General features: G+C 61.6%; 17 protein-coding genes and 1 tRNA gene. 10 read left to right on the forward strand and 8 right to left on the reverse strand.

All coding sequences use genetic code 11. The features are described 5' to 3' along the window. Positions 1-762: 762 nt before the first annotated feature. Positions 763-1,251, reverse strand: coding sequence for an AAA family ATPase (locus tag ACUXVH_RS14815; protein ID WP_015635908.1), 489 nt, complete (start codon positions 1,249-1,251; stop codon positions 763-765). 352 nt (positions 1,252-1,603) lie between these two features. Between ACUXVH_RS14815 and ACUXVH_RS14820 the strand changes: the two genes are divergently transcribed. The 6 genes from ACUXVH_RS14820 to ACUXVH_RS14845 all read left to right on the forward strand — a co-directional run bounded on the left by ACUXVH_RS14820 (position 1,604) and on the right by ACUXVH_RS14845 (position 5,500). Then, a complete protein-coding gene (locus ACUXVH_RS14820) occupies positions 1,604-1,867 on the forward strand; it encodes a DUF1652 domain-containing protein (RefSeq protein WP_015635907.1) in 264 nt (87 codons plus the stop codon). Between the two features lie 268 nt (positions 1,868-2,135). Next, the gene (locus tag ACUXVH_RS14825; RefSeq protein WP_015635906.1) at positions 2,136-2,336 is read left to right on the forward strand and encodes a hypothetical protein; all 201 of its coding nucleotides are present in this window, start codon (positions 2,136-2,138) and stop codon (positions 2,334-2,336) included. A gap of 356 nt (positions 2,337-2,692) precedes the next feature. Beyond that, positions 2,693-2,779, forward strand: a tRNA-Leu gene (locus ACUXVH_RS14830). 634 nt (positions 2,780-3,413) lie between these two features. Then, positions 3,414-4,046 (forward strand): hypothetical protein, encoded by a 633-nt coding sequence (locus tag ACUXVH_RS14835; RefSeq protein WP_019095839.1) that lies wholly within the window; start codon positions 3,414-3,416, stop codon positions 4,044-4,046. A gap of 265 nt (positions 4,047-4,311) precedes the next feature. Then, positions 4,312-4,632: a hypothetical protein gene (locus ACUXVH_RS14840; protein ID WP_041774282.1), complete on the forward strand. Its 321-nt coding sequence runs from the start codon at positions 4,312-4,314 to the stop codon at positions 4,630-4,632. Between the two features lie 484 nt (positions 4,633-5,116). Then, positions 5,117-5,500 carry a c-type cytochrome gene (locus ACUXVH_RS14845; RefSeq protein WP_072441558.1) on the forward strand — a complete coding sequence of 128 codons (384 nt, stop codon included), beginning with the start codon at positions 5,117-5,119 and terminating at the stop codon, positions 5,498-5,500. Positions 5,501-5,571: 71 nt separating this feature from the next. Here the strand turns inward: ACUXVH_RS14845 and ACUXVH_RS14850 are convergent, their stop codons facing one another. Beyond that, on the reverse strand, positions 5,572-6,519 hold the full coding sequence (locus tag ACUXVH_RS14850) for a hypothetical protein (protein WP_065364223.1): 948 nt from the start codon (positions 6,517-6,519) through the stop codon (positions 5,572-5,574). A 217-nt stretch (positions 6,520-6,736) separates the two neighbouring features. Here ACUXVH_RS14850 and ACUXVH_RS14855 point away from each other — a divergent pair, with 217 nt between their 5' ends. Further along, positions 6,737-7,336 carry a GNAT family N-acetyltransferase gene (locus tag ACUXVH_RS14855; RefSeq protein WP_011061704.1) on the forward strand — a complete coding sequence of 200 codons (600 nt, stop codon included), beginning with the start codon at positions 6,737-6,739 and terminating at the stop codon, positions 7,334-7,336. Between the two features lie 59 nt (positions 7,337-7,395). Here the strand turns inward: ACUXVH_RS14855 and ACUXVH_RS14860 are convergent, their stop codons facing one another. Continuing rightward, entirely contained in the window at positions 7,396-8,070 is a 675-nt protein-coding gene (locus ACUXVH_RS14860; protein WP_065364222.1) for a polysaccharide lyase family 7 protein, read from the reverse strand. Positions 8,071-8,339: 269 nt separating this feature from the next. On the opposite strand from ACUXVH_RS14860, the gene ACUXVH_RS14865 reads away from it, so the two are divergent. Further along, the gene (locus tag ACUXVH_RS14865; RefSeq protein WP_019094152.1) at positions 8,340-8,726 is read left to right on the forward strand and encodes an MliC family protein; all 387 of its coding nucleotides are present in this window, start codon (positions 8,340-8,342) and stop codon (positions 8,724-8,726) included. A 193-nt stretch (positions 8,727-8,919) separates the two neighbouring features. Here ACUXVH_RS14865 and ACUXVH_RS14870 read toward each other — a convergent pair whose 3' ends face one another. Further along, entirely contained in the window at positions 8,920-9,204 is a 285-nt protein-coding gene (locus ACUXVH_RS14870) for a hypothetical protein (protein WP_065364221.1), read from the reverse strand. Positions 9,205-9,383: 179 nt separating this feature from the next. Between ACUXVH_RS14870 and ACUXVH_RS14875 the strand changes: the two genes are divergently transcribed. After that, complete coding sequence (locus tag ACUXVH_RS14875) at positions 9,384-9,542, forward strand: hypothetical protein (protein WP_011061701.1); 159 nt, start codon at positions 9,384-9,386, stop codon at positions 9,540-9,542. Between the two features lie 123 nt (positions 9,543-9,665). Next, positions 9,666-9,986 carry a YbjQ family protein gene (locus tag ACUXVH_RS14880; protein WP_011061700.1) on the forward strand — a complete coding sequence of 107 codons (321 nt, stop codon included), beginning with the start codon at positions 9,666-9,668 and terminating at the stop codon, positions 9,984-9,986. Between the two features lie 20 nt (positions 9,987-10,006). Here ACUXVH_RS14880 and ACUXVH_RS14885 read toward each other — a convergent pair whose 3' ends face one another. The 4 genes from ACUXVH_RS14885 to modC all read right to left on the reverse strand — a co-directional run bounded on the left by ACUXVH_RS14885 (position 10,007) and on the right by modC (position 14,507). Further along, on the reverse strand, positions 10,007-10,399 hold the full coding sequence (locus tag ACUXVH_RS14885; RefSeq protein WP_019094154.1) for a VOC family protein: 393 nt from the start codon (positions 10,397-10,399) through the stop codon (positions 10,007-10,009). Between the two features lie 88 nt (positions 10,400-10,487). After that, a complete protein-coding gene (locus tag ACUXVH_RS14890) occupies positions 10,488-12,128 on the reverse strand; it encodes an ABC-F family ATP-binding cassette domain-containing protein (RefSeq protein ID WP_065364220.1) in 1,641 nt (546 codons plus the stop codon). A 178-nt stretch (positions 12,129-12,306) separates the two neighbouring features. Then, positions 12,307-13,344, reverse strand: a complete 1,038-nt coding sequence (locus ACUXVH_RS14895) for a DNA topoisomerase IB (RefSeq protein WP_065364219.1) — start codon at positions 13,342-13,344, stop codon at positions 12,307-12,309. Positions 13,345-13,424: 80 nt separating this feature from the next. Next, entirely contained in the window at positions 13,425-14,507 is a 1,083-nt protein-coding gene (gene modC / locus ACUXVH_RS14900) for a molybdenum ABC transporter ATP-binding protein (protein WP_065364218.1), read from the reverse strand. Between the last annotated feature and the right edge of the window lie 3 nt (positions 14,508-14,510).

Raw genomic sequence — 14,510 nt, forward strand, 5'->3', positions numbered from 1 at the left:
CTTCGATGATCAGGACCGGCTGGCGAATTGGAAACTCTCCAGCCTGCCGTCCAGCGCATGGACTCCCTTGACCAAATGGGAGGAAGCCCGCGCCTGGCGCGAAAAATTCGACCCGCCGCCGGCCTCGTTGCCCTCATCGTCGTCGTCGGAGCTGCAGTCCTCGACAGCCACGGGCACCCCGTTTGGCGCGCGCGGGCGGGCGGTGGTCGCGGTCGAAGGGCGGGCTGGCTCTAGCCCCAGCAGCACCAGGCGAAGGTCGTCAGGCAGAGCAGCAAGGGCAGGGCATCAAGAAATTCATTCATACCGGCACATTCCATTCGGACGGGTGCCGGCAATTTAAGGTGGCTGCTGTTATCTGTCTGTTGCGATTCTGTGAATTTTCAACGCTATTTTGTTGAATGCTTCAGGAAGCATCGTAGGTGCGTGGCTGGCACCTTTTTTTCGCGGCTCCAACACTGATGGAGGCCTTCCAGAAACCTGTCCTGAAATCCAAAGACTCAAAAAAAGTGTGGATATTTAATGACTTAGGTGATTTTATTTGTGGTTTTTTTCTCAAAATATGTTGTTACAGAATGTACGATTCCGTTACTATAGCCCTGCGTTCACCTACCACGGTTTATGCATTTTTAGCCCCAAGTGTCCATCAGCTACTTGGGCTTTTTTTTGCCTGGAATTTGTCACGGGCCGCTTTTTCCCCATGGGCTGGATGCACAGGATTCACGATCGGGCACCTGGCTCACCCGACCGTGACTGCCGATACGCCTAGTGCCGGACGATGTGCAGCCCTTCCTCCTCCTGAGGCGGCACGAAGTAGCGGCTAATCCGTTCGAACTGCTCGTCGCTGGCGGCAAACGGGTGATCGCCCAGACGATTGCGCTCGCGCAGCCTTGCCTTGCACTGGGCTTCATCCACATCCAGTACATGCAATTGATGAGGGGTGCCGGCCTGGTCCGCCAGCGCTCGCAGCCAGGTTCGCTGGGCGACGGTATTGGCGGGAAAGTCCAGGACGACACAGGTTCCAGCGCGCAACATGGCGATCACCAGCGGTTCCAGCACACTTGCCAGGCGCTGGGCGTGGAGCAGGTAGTCGGCGATCGAATGAATCTGCTCCGGATACAGGCCTGCCAGCCACTGGTCTTCAGAGATCAGGACGCTGCCGTGCGCCTCTGCCAGCTGCCTGGCCAGGGTGGACTTGCCCGAGGCGATCTTGCCGCACAGTAAATGCAGTACGGCGGGTGATGAGTGCTTCATGGTTTTCTCCTGGGGTAGTTGCCTCAGAAGAGTGGTGGTCAACCCCGCCTCCGAGGCGGGTTCTTGACAGCCTGGACGGCCGCTAGCCCACCTTGCTGATGAAGGGGGTAATAATCGCTGCGAGGCCAGGCCGGGGGATCGGGTTCATGTTGTGGAAACTACAGAGTCGCCACGAAAAAAAACAGCCCGGCCATGCACAAGCCTTCATCATTTCGAAGCGCTGAGGCATTGCGCAGGCATTCGATAACTGCGGGGTAGTTAACATTTCTCTGTGTTTTTTCTGATACACAAACGCGCATACAGGCCTATCCTGAACGGGCGAACTTCACCTCCCCCATACAGGCGAGAAGCCATGCTCTCTACCAGCGAGCTTTGCCACATATTGGAGTCCGGCTTTCTCCCGCTGTCCTGCGCCTGCGCCCTGAACCCCAACGGCTCCCTGACCATCAAGATCTACGATGCAGAGTCGGGCCGGGTGGACTTGCTGCTCACCGGTGTCTCCACTGCCGAACTCACCAGCGTGCGCGACATCTCCAATCTGATTGGCGAGCTGCGTACCGAATTGCGGGCAGGGCGCCGAGCCTTTGCCGGGGCCTTCACCCACTACGCCGGCTGAGGGGGCGGGGAGGCGCGTATTGCTGACAGTTGAACATGTCATTGCGAGGGCATAGCGTTACAGCGTTCGCCCAGTATCTATGACTCTTTACCGGTTCATGGATGGCGAGGTCATCTGTACTGGGCGAACTCCACAGGCGCTTGATGTACGTCTTTCTGGTTATAGCTGTTAACCTCCCTCGCCATTTTCACCCAAGGGTGCGCAACTCGGGCGGTGCTCGAGGCTTTCTGCACCTGGCTTGGTCTTTACCCATTCAAGGAAGGTCTTCATGAACATCGGCAATACGCCTCCCGCCAACTACAGCTACGCCCAACTCTCGAAAGTACTGGAACACAACCGCTCGGTTGCTCAAGTCAAAGGTCCCGAGGCGCCGGTGGAGCAGGAGTTCGCAGCGCATCTGGAGGCCGAGCAGGCGGTCGCCAAGGACGACGCGCTCAAGCTCTCCTTGAGTTTTTCCGCGCAAGCTTGAGGGCTGCCCGGGGAGGAAGCTCTTGCTGGACATTGCTGGCAGGAGCTTCGTCCGAGGCTGTCATTTCAGGATAAGTCTTTAAAAATCAGTTGGTTGGCTTATGGCGCCATGTTAGTCTTGCCGCCGCTGAGGGAATTGGCGAGAGGCCGTGCGGCCCCTGGTTGAACCTCGGGATGACGCTGTAGATCTCTGATTTACCGTGTTTTTTTACCCTCGACAGCGAGTCGGGAACCGGGCTTTTTTGCCGGCTTCGACCTTGCTTCACAAGGACTGGATGTATATATTCCACTCCCTGCTTCAAGCACTGGACGGCCTGATGCCGATTGAATGTTCCAGTGCCGCGTTATCGCGCTACCGCCCGAATGGCGAAACTGGTAGACGCATGGGACTTAAAATCCCCCGCTCGTAAGGGCGTGCCGGTTCGATTCCGGCTTCGGGCACCATCTATTTCAAGGGCTTGCACGGTTTTTTGAGTGAGCCTTACTCTGAATCAATTCGCAACTTCAAATACTGCTCCGCAATTCACTTTGTGGGTGAGACCTTCTTGCCCTTGCGATTGCGCGTGCACTGTTCGGTCATCTCCAAAGCGGGAGGGCTAAATGAGCTGGAAGCGTTTTAAGGTGGCGATCCTGTATGTCGGTGCTGTCCTCATGCTCGTGCAGGCCGGGCGACATTTGGCCGATGGTGCTACAAAGCTCGATAACGTGGGGCCCGCAATCATTGCCTTGGGGATCGCCTACTACTTGATCAGGCGAGCAAGAGCGTGTGCCGGATAGCATGGCGGCAACTTGATCTTGAGTGATAGATCACACTGTCACTAGTTGTCGAGTAGGCGGGTAAATCAACTCAGCGCTCGGATACTTGGCATGCTCTTGCGGCAGAGAAGGGCTTGCGCCCCTTCAGCATCGATGAATCCGCTATGTGCGTCTATTTGTTGGCGCCCTGATCGCCAGGTATTTGCCGGTGGTTCTTTGGGGGAAGTTCGCAAGTAGAGGTGGTGAAAAAAGCCTGGTAACTCTAGGCCGAACTATCTGGCAGTAGTGGTACCGTCTACGCTACATCTCTGGAACCTGCTAGATGGATAGTCAAAGTCCACCTCACCGCATCGCAACACCTCTAGTTGCGTCAAGCGCTGAGAGCCCTGCCGTTCACCCACCTGTTTGGCATCGCGGCCCGGACTTGCTGACCATTGGAAGCACGGGGGCGGCCATTTTGGGTTTCTGCTTTGTGGTGCTTGGGTTGTTGCCGGGGTTGGTGCTGACGCTACTGCTCCTACTCGGGTTCGAAGCGATGCCAGGTGAACCGAGCGGCGATGGGTCTAGCCTCACAACGTCGTCGTTCATCCTGCTCCTGTGTGGGTCTGTTGTGCTCATGGGGCTGGTCTTCGCGTGGATTTTTTCTGCATCTAGAGTGCTGGCCTTCACGTTCGATGAAAACCAGCAACTGCTTACTCTCACGGTCACCCGTCGCGCTCGCAAGCCCGCCGAAGTGCAAGTGCCATTTAGCGACATCATTTGTATCTGCCCTTACGTGCTCGCCAGTTATGACCGCGATGGCCATTTTAGTGTCGTGTGCCAGGGGCCGAGGGGCAAGGAGTTCGTATATCGATTGGCCGAGGGCACTTCTCTGGAGGAGATGGAGTTTCATGCTGCGTGGTTGCGGGGAATGATAGGGGACCGGATGCAGGAACTATTGAATCTGGATAAATGAACGAAGCACGTCTCTCCAGCCACTATCGAGGTGAGGCGGCTCTGCGCTCGACTGCCCGGGGTGTTTCAAACGGATTGTTGAACGGCCTGCACCGGCCAGGACGAGCGCCAATTGGCATGTTTCATAGGGTGCTGATCGCATCCGGGGCTGGACTGTTCAAACTGCTCCACAGGTCGCTAAATTCTGCAATTCGATCGGGCCGGGATCGTGACGGGGTTGCTGAATTTAGGTAACTTGGCATTTTCCATTCATGGACGACGGATTCATGCCAATCACCAAGCGTATTGCAAAAATCTCCCTGAGCATCTCCCTGCTGGGCCTTGTAGGCGCTAGCCCATTCTCCCTGGCGGACGACACCACTCCGGTGAGCGAGTTGCTGCGTAGCGGCTATGAAGTCAAGGCGGCCTACCAGGCGCCAGCACGAGTCGGCCTGGTGCACTTTCTGATCTTGCAAAAAGGTTCGTCGGCGTTCCAGTGCGTGACCTATGGCGCCGAAATAAAGCCACGTTTCCATGACTACTCCAACACCTACTCTTGTGCTCAAATTCAGGACCTGATTCCCACCCAGCCTAACCTCCTGCAGTAATCCTACAGCGCATTTACGGTTCCATTACCCCTCCAGCCCTTATGGCCAGGGCTGGTGCGGTCTGCTGTTGGGGAATGCCCGCTCGAAGGTGCCGAGATCAAGGTTGGCGGAGCGGTTTAAGCGTATGGAGGACTACCTCCGAGAAGCCCCCAGTAGTACTTAACGGATGTATTCGCCTGCGGCACGCTTCAACCCATGCATCGGCGTGTGCGATGGGGGAGGCTGTTCTTCCTGGCACGGATCTGGATCCTTCTGGGCAGGAGAGATAGAGCGCCGGACACATAACGCTGGTTGCATACACAGTTTTTTTGGGGTGTTTTCCCACCCCGCGGGTGCATAGGAAATGCGGAACTGCGTTTGAGCTGAAGTTCACCTCTGGCAAACACATGTTTATTGCTGACTAAGACTCTCGTTTCAGATGTGAGTCAGAGCGTTGCTGTGCTGCCTCCGGGATTTGATTTCTACAATAAGGCCAGATGCAAAAATGAAAATAAACGCATTGTTCATCGCTTTGCTGGGAGGGCTCATGCTGATTCAAGCAACGCTTTCCTTTGCGGACAACACCAATGGCAAGAGTCTCTATGTGCAACGATGTGCCATGTGTCACGGCGCCGATATCAAGGGAACTGGGCCGCTGGCCAATAAGAGCAATCCTCCTACACCCGATCTGACGACCCCTGCTTTCAAAAAGCGACTCAATGAGTATCCGGGTGTGATTGTGTCGTCGGTAATACTGCGCCCCAATGGAGACTTGATTCCCAGAACTTTGCGGGAGAACGGTGTGAAGGTGCCCCCGCATGCTTGGAGCGTTAAGGATTTTCGCGATTTGAATCAATACATGAGTGACGTGATTTCAAAGACTCGATGAGTTCTTCATATGCACTGGCATAGCGTTCCAAGAGCCGCTTGCTCCGAGACGGTGGCCAATCAATCTTGGCTTTAGCCTTGAGGCTCATCGCTGCCCGGGTCGGGCTGCACCAGGTGCTGCCAGGGAAATACCTGCCGGGCGAAATTCTTCACGTAACCGCCAGTGGTGGCCTGGATCACCATGATCGGCAGTTTGGGTCGCTGGCGCTGCAGGGCTTCGAGTTGTTCCAGGCTCAGGCAGGTATTGCGCAAGCGCAGCGCCCGCAATGGCTCGCACGCGTGGCTGGCAAACAATCTTTCATAGCTGGCAAAAGACGTGATGGCGTGCTCCTCGCGGTCTTTTGCCCAGCTTTGCTGAAGTGCGCTGGATTCGCTGAAATCCAGGCTGCTCAACCGCGGCAGGTTGCTGGAGCCTGCGAGGTTGTCGATAAAACCCTGGGTGTCGAAATGGGCGCCGATACGCAGTTGCGCAAGGTGTGGCAGGTCGACCTGGAAGAAGTCCGCGTTGGGGGCATTGGGCAGGGTCAGTTCGCTGAGGTAGGGGGTCTTTGCTACCCAGCGGGCGATTTCACCGGCCTCTTCCATGATGGTGCCGGCCTTCTGGATCAACGAAACGTTATGGTCCTGAGGTTCGGTGGGGCGAATCGCCAATGACCTGAGGCGGGGAAATTGCACCGCACTGTCCAGCAAGGGGCTGAACTCCCACTCGCGGGTACCGTTCGCGCCTTCATCGGCACCGGAAAACAGCAGCGAGCTGAGGGTGTCCGCCACGCTCTGCTCTGCCAGGCATTCCAGGGTCCAGGCAAAGGGCTCGTCCCATAGCTCGCCGTAGTACTCCAGATGCAGGCCGTCACGCATCGGCGCCAGGGCCAGGTAGTTGTAGTCGCTGGCCCACAATGGGCCGGCGGGGTCTTCGCCGGTGTCGTCGTGCTCGGCGGCCTGCTCCCGAGTGAACTCATGGATGCGTTGCTGCAGGGCCAGCAGCCGCTGGTAGCCAGGGGAAGACAAGGGATTGGACATGGGCTGGATTCCGCGGGTAACGCAGGCGCGGGCCTGCTGGATAAACGCTGGGCATGGTGAGGGCCGATCATAACAAAGCGGCGAGGGCGGCCCGCTGTGAAGCGAGCGCTGGGCGGTACACATTTTTCCAACAAATAAACTCTGTCGTCAGGACCTGGCCGGACGCTAGGATCCGTCGCCGACCTGCCGGCCTAGTGTTTTCCAGGGGCTCCACAGCATGCAATCAAGGCTACTGCCGTCATCAGCAACCGGGCTCGCGCCCAGGGAAATCACCCTGGATGACGCAGCTCTGTTGCAGCGTTTCTTTGTCGAGAACCCGGAGTATTTCCATATCGTCCACGGTGCAGCGCCGCAGCCGGACGAGGCGCGCGACGAGATCGATGATGCACTGCCAGCGGGCTGGTCCTACACCCACAAGTGGAAAATCGGTTACTTCGACAGTGAAGGGCGCCTGCTGGCGTTCGTCAGCATTGTCACCGACCTGTTGGCACAAGGAGTCTGGCACATAGGCCTGTTCATGCTGGCTACCCCCTGCCACGGCAGCTCCCTTGCCCGGCAGTTGCACGCTGAGCTGGAGGCCTGGGCTGCGGGCGAGGGCGCACGCTGGCTGCGCTTGAGCGTGGTCCAGGACAATGCCCGGGCACAGGGCTTCTGGAATGCCTGCGGTTATGCCCAAGTGCGTACCCGTGACGGGATCGAGCTGGGGCGCTTGCAGCACCAGGTGCGGATCATGATCAAGCCCCTGGCCGGGGATGCGCTGGCCGACTACCTGGCCCTGATGCCCCGTGATCGCAGCGAGGAGCAGGTACCTTCCTGACAAGGTGCCAGGAGCACCCGGACGGCGTGACTACCGCAAGGCAACGCCCAAGCCAGGTGCTAGGCGTGGCTGAGCGACAGCTGGCTGATGATGCAGGCCGAGCCATCCTCCGCCGGAGTGCTGGGGGTGAAATCGATCTGGTTGTAGATCCCGCCATGAAAGTCGAATACCTGGCCATTCCAGGTCGAGTCCAGGGCGTGCGGGGGAGAGCTGGCTTGCTGGCCATTGCAACTGGCGCCGATGGTGATCAGCCCAGCGTAGGTGCAGTGGATGCTGAGCTGGAACAGCGCGTCGAGCGGGACGCCGCCGAGCAGCGGTAGCGGCCTGGGGTCGGCGCCGTTGAAGCTCTGGCGCAGGGCATAGGTCAGGGTGCCCTTGTCCCAGAACACCTTGACGGCCGGATTCACGTCATCGCGTACATGCATTTGCGCAACCACCACTTTCTGCGCCGAGTTGACCTTGGTCAGGGTCATCTGCTGGCGGTTCCAATGATCGGCGGCGCTGCTCAGGGCCCAGTAGCGGGATTCCTTCCACTCGCAGCGAGTTCGATGGGTGCTTTTGCTCGCCGCGCCCCGGGTCGGCGCGCACAGTTGTATCGAGCCATCTGCCAGGCGCGAGATCACGCTCGGGCATTGGGCCAGGGCGAGGTTGCCGTTGAGCTCCAGTGCCAGCGGGTTGCTGGCCGAGGTGGGTAGTGGGGTGGCGATGTCGAGTGTGCTGATGTCTACCGGCATGTGGAGGTTTCCTTGTCGGGGCGGTCGGTGGGCCAGCGTCCAGGGCGATGCTCGCGGCTGCGGGGCCGCGGTATCAGCGGGAGCTGTTTCCCGGAGCGCCCCCGGAGCCGCTAGACCGCGGTGGCGATGTGACTGTCGACCCCGTTCCTCACCGACCCGCAGTTCTATCTCGAGCTTTGCCGCACCGTGGTCCGAGGGGCTTGATCAGCCTGAACTAAAAACGCCCCTGCCAGTCCCATTGGGCATCTTTGAACGACTGGGGGAACACCATGAAAACTCATCCTGCAATGCTCTGCGCCGCGGTTCTGGCTTCAAGCCAGGCGCTCTTGGCACAGGCTGCCCAGACCACTACCGCCGAGCCGGCCTACCAGAGCCAGGTAGCACGCTACCAGTGTGAAGGGCAGGTGCGCATCGACGCCGCCTACCTGAACATCGACAACGGCTCCTCGTTTGCCACGCTGTATTACAAGGACCAGTTGATCCCCATGCACATCGCGCGTTCCGCTTCCGGCGCCCTGTACGTGGCGGACGACGAGCAGAACAGCTTCCGCTGGCACACCAAGGGCAAGATGGGGGTGCTCTCGTTCCTGGAGGCGGACCACACCGCCACGGAGCAAACCCTGCTCAAGGACTGCAAGGAACTCGAGCAGGACTGAAAAACCGCCAACGCACTTTCCCGCGGGCAAAAAAAAGCCCGCGGGGAGTGCGGGCGAACGTAGTTGCTTGAATGAGCGAGGCGACTATACACAGCGCTTTTTCGCCGCTGGGTGAAAGAAGTTTCATCTTGCGCCTCAGGGGGCCGGCCTTGCCCAGTCCCGTACTCGGCCGGCACGCTGGCGTGCTTCGGTTTCAGACGAAGGGCTGGCCGTGAAAGCCCCGTGGCAGACGCTGCAGGCCCGGCAGGGCGGTCAGGCGTTCGGTCCAGGCGTTACGCCAGAGTTGGCCGCCATGGCTGGCCTTGGCCTTGCGTGCAGCCCGACGAGCGGCATTGCGCTGGTTGCGTCGGGCCTCCTTGTAGATCTCGGTGTTTCGGCAACTGCGGCATTTGACCCGGTTCAGTTCGCCGGTGGAGGCCAGTTGGGTGCCGTGATGACCGCAGGCCAGATGCCCGGCGACCTTGAAGTGAGTAACCATCGCGTTTCTCCTTCGGAGTGAGTACGGAGCACGCGTCGTGTGTTCGATGCGTCTCCATTCTTTTACGACCGCAGGGCACAGGCGACGTTCGTTGTTTTGTCGGCAAACCCCGAGCCCCCGGCAGATCTGTTCTAACCTGCTAAGGCGAGTGAAAAATCCCTTCAGGAAGAGAGGTGGGCATGGCAACGCAACAGCAACGCCCTTACGAGCAGGAACGCAGCGATGAGACGGCACCCTACGAGGTTGAACACAAGGAGCCGCCTCCGCAGACCTGGAAGCATCCGGATGATGGCAAAAGCCTGTCGGAACTGGATGAAGAACGTCCCTTGAAACCGTGACCCACAGCCCCGCTCCAGAGCGGGGCTGTCGTTTGTGGCAAAGCCTTGGGCGGGCTCTGTTACCATCCCCGGTTTTGCCGCCCCGAAGCGCCGGGGCGAGTGGTCCGTTCAAGGGAGAAACACATGATTGTCACCACCACCGCCCATATCGAAGGCCGGGAAATTGCCAGCTACCTGGACATCGTCAGCGCCGAATCGGTCCACGGCATCAACGTGGTCCGTGACCTGTTCGCCGGCATGCGCGACTTTTTCGGCGGCCGCTCCCAGACCCTGGAGCGCGCCCTGAAGGAAGCGCGGATACAGGCCACCAATGAAATCAAGGAGCGCGCCCGGCAGTGCAACGCCGATGCGGTGGTCGGCGTGGATTTTGAGATCAGCATGCCGGCAGGGCGCGGTGGCATGGTAGTGGTCTTCGCCACCGGCACCGCCGTCAGGCTCAAGTAGCGTTCAACTCCTCCGGGCGTTCAGGGCGCGACCGGGGTGCACAGCTCCACTAAAGTGCCGTCCGGGCAGCGCACATAGGACACCGTCTGCCCCCAGGGCTTGCTTGTGGGGGGCGCCAGTTCCCGGGCACCGTGCTCCAGGGCCCGGGCATGGGCCGCCTGCACGTCTGCGGTGACCAGCCCCAGTTCCATGCCCAGGGGCCTGGGCGAGGAGTGAGCCGCCACATGGCCGGCCGGGAAATTCATTTCTGCCAGGTCATGGTCGGCGAAGGCCAGGGTAGTGCTGCCGGTTTCCAGCTCGCCATAGGTGCCGGATTCGTGGAGAAACCGCCGCTTGAAACCAAAGGCCTGCTCGAAAAAGCGCAAGGAACCTTCGACTTCGGGTACGTAGATGATGGTGTATCCGAACTGCATGGCGTGACGCTCCTGTCCATGGATTGTGAGGCGGCGAATCTAGCACGGGCCTGCGGCTGCGCAGGGCCCGTCGTTGTAAGCCGCTGTTTCATGGCTGCTGCTCCCTCAGGTGCCAGCCCAGGGCCGAGCATTGCAGCTCATGGGTCGGCGCCAGGGCCTGGAGAAAGGCCTGATCGTGGGAGGCCACCACCAGGGCCCCGGGAAAGTCCCGCAGGGCGCATTCGAAGGCCTGCACCGACTCCAGGTCCAGGTGGTTGGTGGGTTCGTCGAGCAACAGCAGTTGGGCTGGGTTGCCGCCCCACAGGGCCAGGGCCAGGGCGGCTTTCAGGCGCTCGCCACCGCTCAGTTGCGCGCAGGGTTGCAGCACCCGCCGGGCATCCAGTTGCAGGCGTGCCAGGCGGGTACGCAAGGCGCTTTCCTCCAGGGGCGTGGCGGCGTTGCCCAGTTGTTCGAGCAGTGAGCGTGCGGGATCGAGTTGCGCCAGATGCTGATCCAGATAGGCACTGGCTACCGCCACTCGGCATTCGCCGCTCAGTGGCTGCAACTGGCCGGCCAGCAGTTTCAGCAAGGTGGACTTGCCGCAGCCATTGGGGCCGACCAGGGCGATGCGCGCCGGGCCGACGACGTTGCAGGTGAGGCGGCTGGCCGGGGCTTGCGGGTCCAGCCAGGGCAGTTGCGCCTGCAGCAGACTGAATACCGGCTGGCCGGCCTGCAAGGTGGTGGCGGGCAGAGTGAGCAAGGTCGGTGACTGCGCGCCGACCCGGGCAAAGGCGTCGCGCACCTGCTCGTCGAGCTCGCTCTTGTGCCCCTGATGGGCGTGGCGTACCTGGCCCATGATGTCCCGCGCGGCGCCGAGCAGCTTGGCCCGTTCGAAGCCTGAGACGTTGGCGGTCTTGGCGTGCCGGCGCGAAGCCGCGGCGTGGCGCTGGATGGTGTCGTGTTCCCGTTGCAGGCGCTTGTGCTCGCGGCTGCGCTGGGTACGCGCATGGTCCAGCGCCGCCTGCGCCGCCTCGCTGTGGGCCTGGCGCTGCGCCTGGTACAGCGCATAGTTGCCGCCATAGACCTGGGCGCCCTGGGGGCCGAGTTCGACGATGCGTTGCACCTGCATGAGCAACTGGCGGTCATGGCTGACCAGGATCAGCCCGCCACGCCAGCCTTGCAGTTGTTCCGTCAGCCAGCGCCGGCCGTGGCGGTCCAGGTGATTGCTGGGCTCGTCGAGCAGCAGCAGGTCGGCGTTGCCCAGCAGGGCGCCGATCAGCACCACCCGGGCCAGTTGGCCGCCGCTGAGGACGTCCGCCGGGCCCTGCGGTTCCACGTGCTCCAGGCCGGCTTCATCCAGGGCCAGGCGCAGGCGCTGGGCCAGGTCCCAGCGATCATCCACCAGGTGCAGGTCTTCCAGGCTGGCGCTGCCGTCGGCCAGGCGCTGCAGGGCGCCCAGCGTCTCGGCGAGGCCGGCGACCTGGGCCACGCTCTGCCCCGGCTGTACCTGCGGGTCCTGGGGCACATAGGCCACGCTGGCAGTGTGGCTGATGCTCCCGGAGGAGGGTTGCAGCTCGCCGGCGATCAGGCGCAGCAGCAGGGACTTGCCCACGCCATTGCGCCCGACGATGGCCGTGGGCAGGCGATCGAAACTCAGGTTCAGGGCATCAAGCAGGGTTTCGCCATTGGCGAATTGATAGGTCAGCTGGTTCAGGGAAACCAGTGCGGGCAGCCGGGTGACGTGAGTCATCAGCACCTCCGGAAAATGTGGCAACAGGCCAATGAGCGCTAGCAGTGCTCATCGCGGATACATTTTTGGAAGGCTTAGTTGTTCACGTCGGCAATCGTCCTTGGACGGGAAAGAGGGTGCGTAGCCTAACCTCAGAATTCTCTGACTGACAAGTACGCAAATTCGAAGGTGGCCGTCGTCAGGCCGGTTGGGCCTTCTTCGCCAGGCGCCGCAGAAAGTTCGCCAGGCCCGCTTCCTCGGCCTTCAGGCCCTGGCGGGCCCGGGCCTTGGGCAACTGCGCCAACTCACCGAGGACGAAGCGCTCCAGCAGCGCCGGATGGATGTAGCACTTGCGGCACACCGCCGGAGTGTTACCCAGTTCCCGGGCCACTTCCTTGACCGTTGCCACTATGTGTTTCTTCGCCTCGGCCTGGGGCTCCCAAGGCTGCTGGCGCAACCGCTCCAGGGCCAGGACGCTGCCGGCCCAGGTGCGGTAGTCCTTGGCGGTGAAGTCGGCTCCGGTCAGTTGCTGCAGGCAGGCGTTGATGTCCGACGAGCTGACGTGGTGCCGTTGACCGTCTTCGTCCAGGTACTGGAACAGCTGCTGCCCAGGCAACTCCAGGCAGCGCTTGACCACCCGTGCCAGGCGCGGGTCCTTGACGGTGATCTGGTGCTCGACCCCGCTCTTGCCACGGAACTGGAAGTGGATGGCGCTGCCGCTGACCTGTACATGGCGGTTGCGCAACGTGGTCAGGCCGTAGGAGCGATTGTCCCGGGCATACTGGCTGTTGCCGACGCGGATCAGGGTTTCATCCAGCAGCAGGATCAAGGTGGCCATGACCTTTTCCCGGCTGAAGCCGGGCACCGCCAATTGCGCCTGCAACTGCCGGCGCAGCTTGGGCAAGGCGTTGCCGAACGCCAGCAGGCGAGCGTACTTGTCACCGTCGCGCACTTCGCGCCAACGCGGGTGGTAGCGGTACTGCTTGCGGCCCCTTGCGTCGCGGCCGGTGGCCTGCAGATGGCCCTTGGGGTCGGGGCAGATCCACACCTCAGCGTAGGCCGGGGGAATCGCCAGGGCGTTGATCCGCTGTACCTCGGCGGCCTGGGTGAGGCGCTGGCCCTGGGCGTCGTAGTAGACGAACTTGCCCCGCAGCTTGCGCCGCCGGATGCCCGGCTGGCGGTCGTCGGTGTAGTGCAGGTCGGCGGGCAGGGCGGGAGTATCGCAAGCGTCGGGCATGGCGGCAGGTCCTGGGCAAAGTGCGGGCCGGTAGACCATGGACCGCGGCCTCGGCCAAGGGTGCCGATTTTCTCTGCGGGTTACGCCAGGACGGCCACTGCCTTGATCTGTGCCCAGAGTTGCTGCCCGGGGTGCAGGCTCAACTGGTCCCGGGAGAAGCGGGTGATGCGCGCCAGCAACGGGCTGCCCGCCACGTCCAGACGCACCAGCACATGGGCGGTGTTGTCCGCGGGGATTTCGTCGCGCACCGTTACCGGCAGGCGGTTGAGGATGCTGCTGTGCTCGCTGTCCTGCAGACTCAGGCTGACGTCCCGGGCCTGGACCTTGAACCGCAAGGCCTTGCCCAGTGCCAGAGGCTCGTGGGCCACGCGGATAGTCAGCTGGCTGCCGGGCAGTTGCAGGGTCAGCAACTGGTAGTCCGGGTCGTAATGGCTGACCCGGCCTTCCACCACCACGCCCGCGTCGTCACCCAGGGCCAGGGGCAGGTCCAGGCGCGCCAGGGTCTCGCCCACGGGGCCGCTGGCCAGGGCCCGGCCATCGCTGAGCAGGACGATATGGTCGGCCAGGCGCGCCACTTCATCCTGGGAATGGCTGACGTACAGCACCGGGATATCCAGCTCGTCGTGCAAGCGTTCCAGGTAGGGCAGGATCTCGCTTTTGCGTTTCGAATCCAGGGCCGCCAGGGGCTCGTCCATCAGCAGCAGCCGCGGGCTGGTGAGCAGCGCCCGGGCAATACCGATGCGCTGGCGCTCGCCGCCGGAAAGGTGCTGCGGGTGGCGCTGCAGCAGGTGGCCGATGCCCAGCAGTTCAGTGGCCTGGGCCATGTCCACCCGGCGCTGTGCCTTGGCAATGCGCCGCAGGCCGAATTCCAGGTTGGCTTGCACGGACAGGTGGGCGAACAGGCTGGCCTCCTGGAACACATAACCCAGGGAGCGCTTGTGGGGCGGGACGAACAGCTTGCGCTGGCTGTCCTGCCAGACTTCGTCGTTGATCTGGATGCGCCCGCGGCCGGCTTTTTCCAGGCCGGCGATGCAGCGCAGGCAGGTGGTCTTGCCCGAGCCCGAATGTCCATACAAGGCTGTTACCCCGCGCCCTGGCAGTTGCAGGTCGAGATCCAGGGCGAAGTCCTGGTAGCCCAGGTGCAGCTTGACGTGAATGCTCATCGG

The sequence above is a fragment of the Pseudomonas sp. 8(2025) genome, assembly GCF_052665325.1.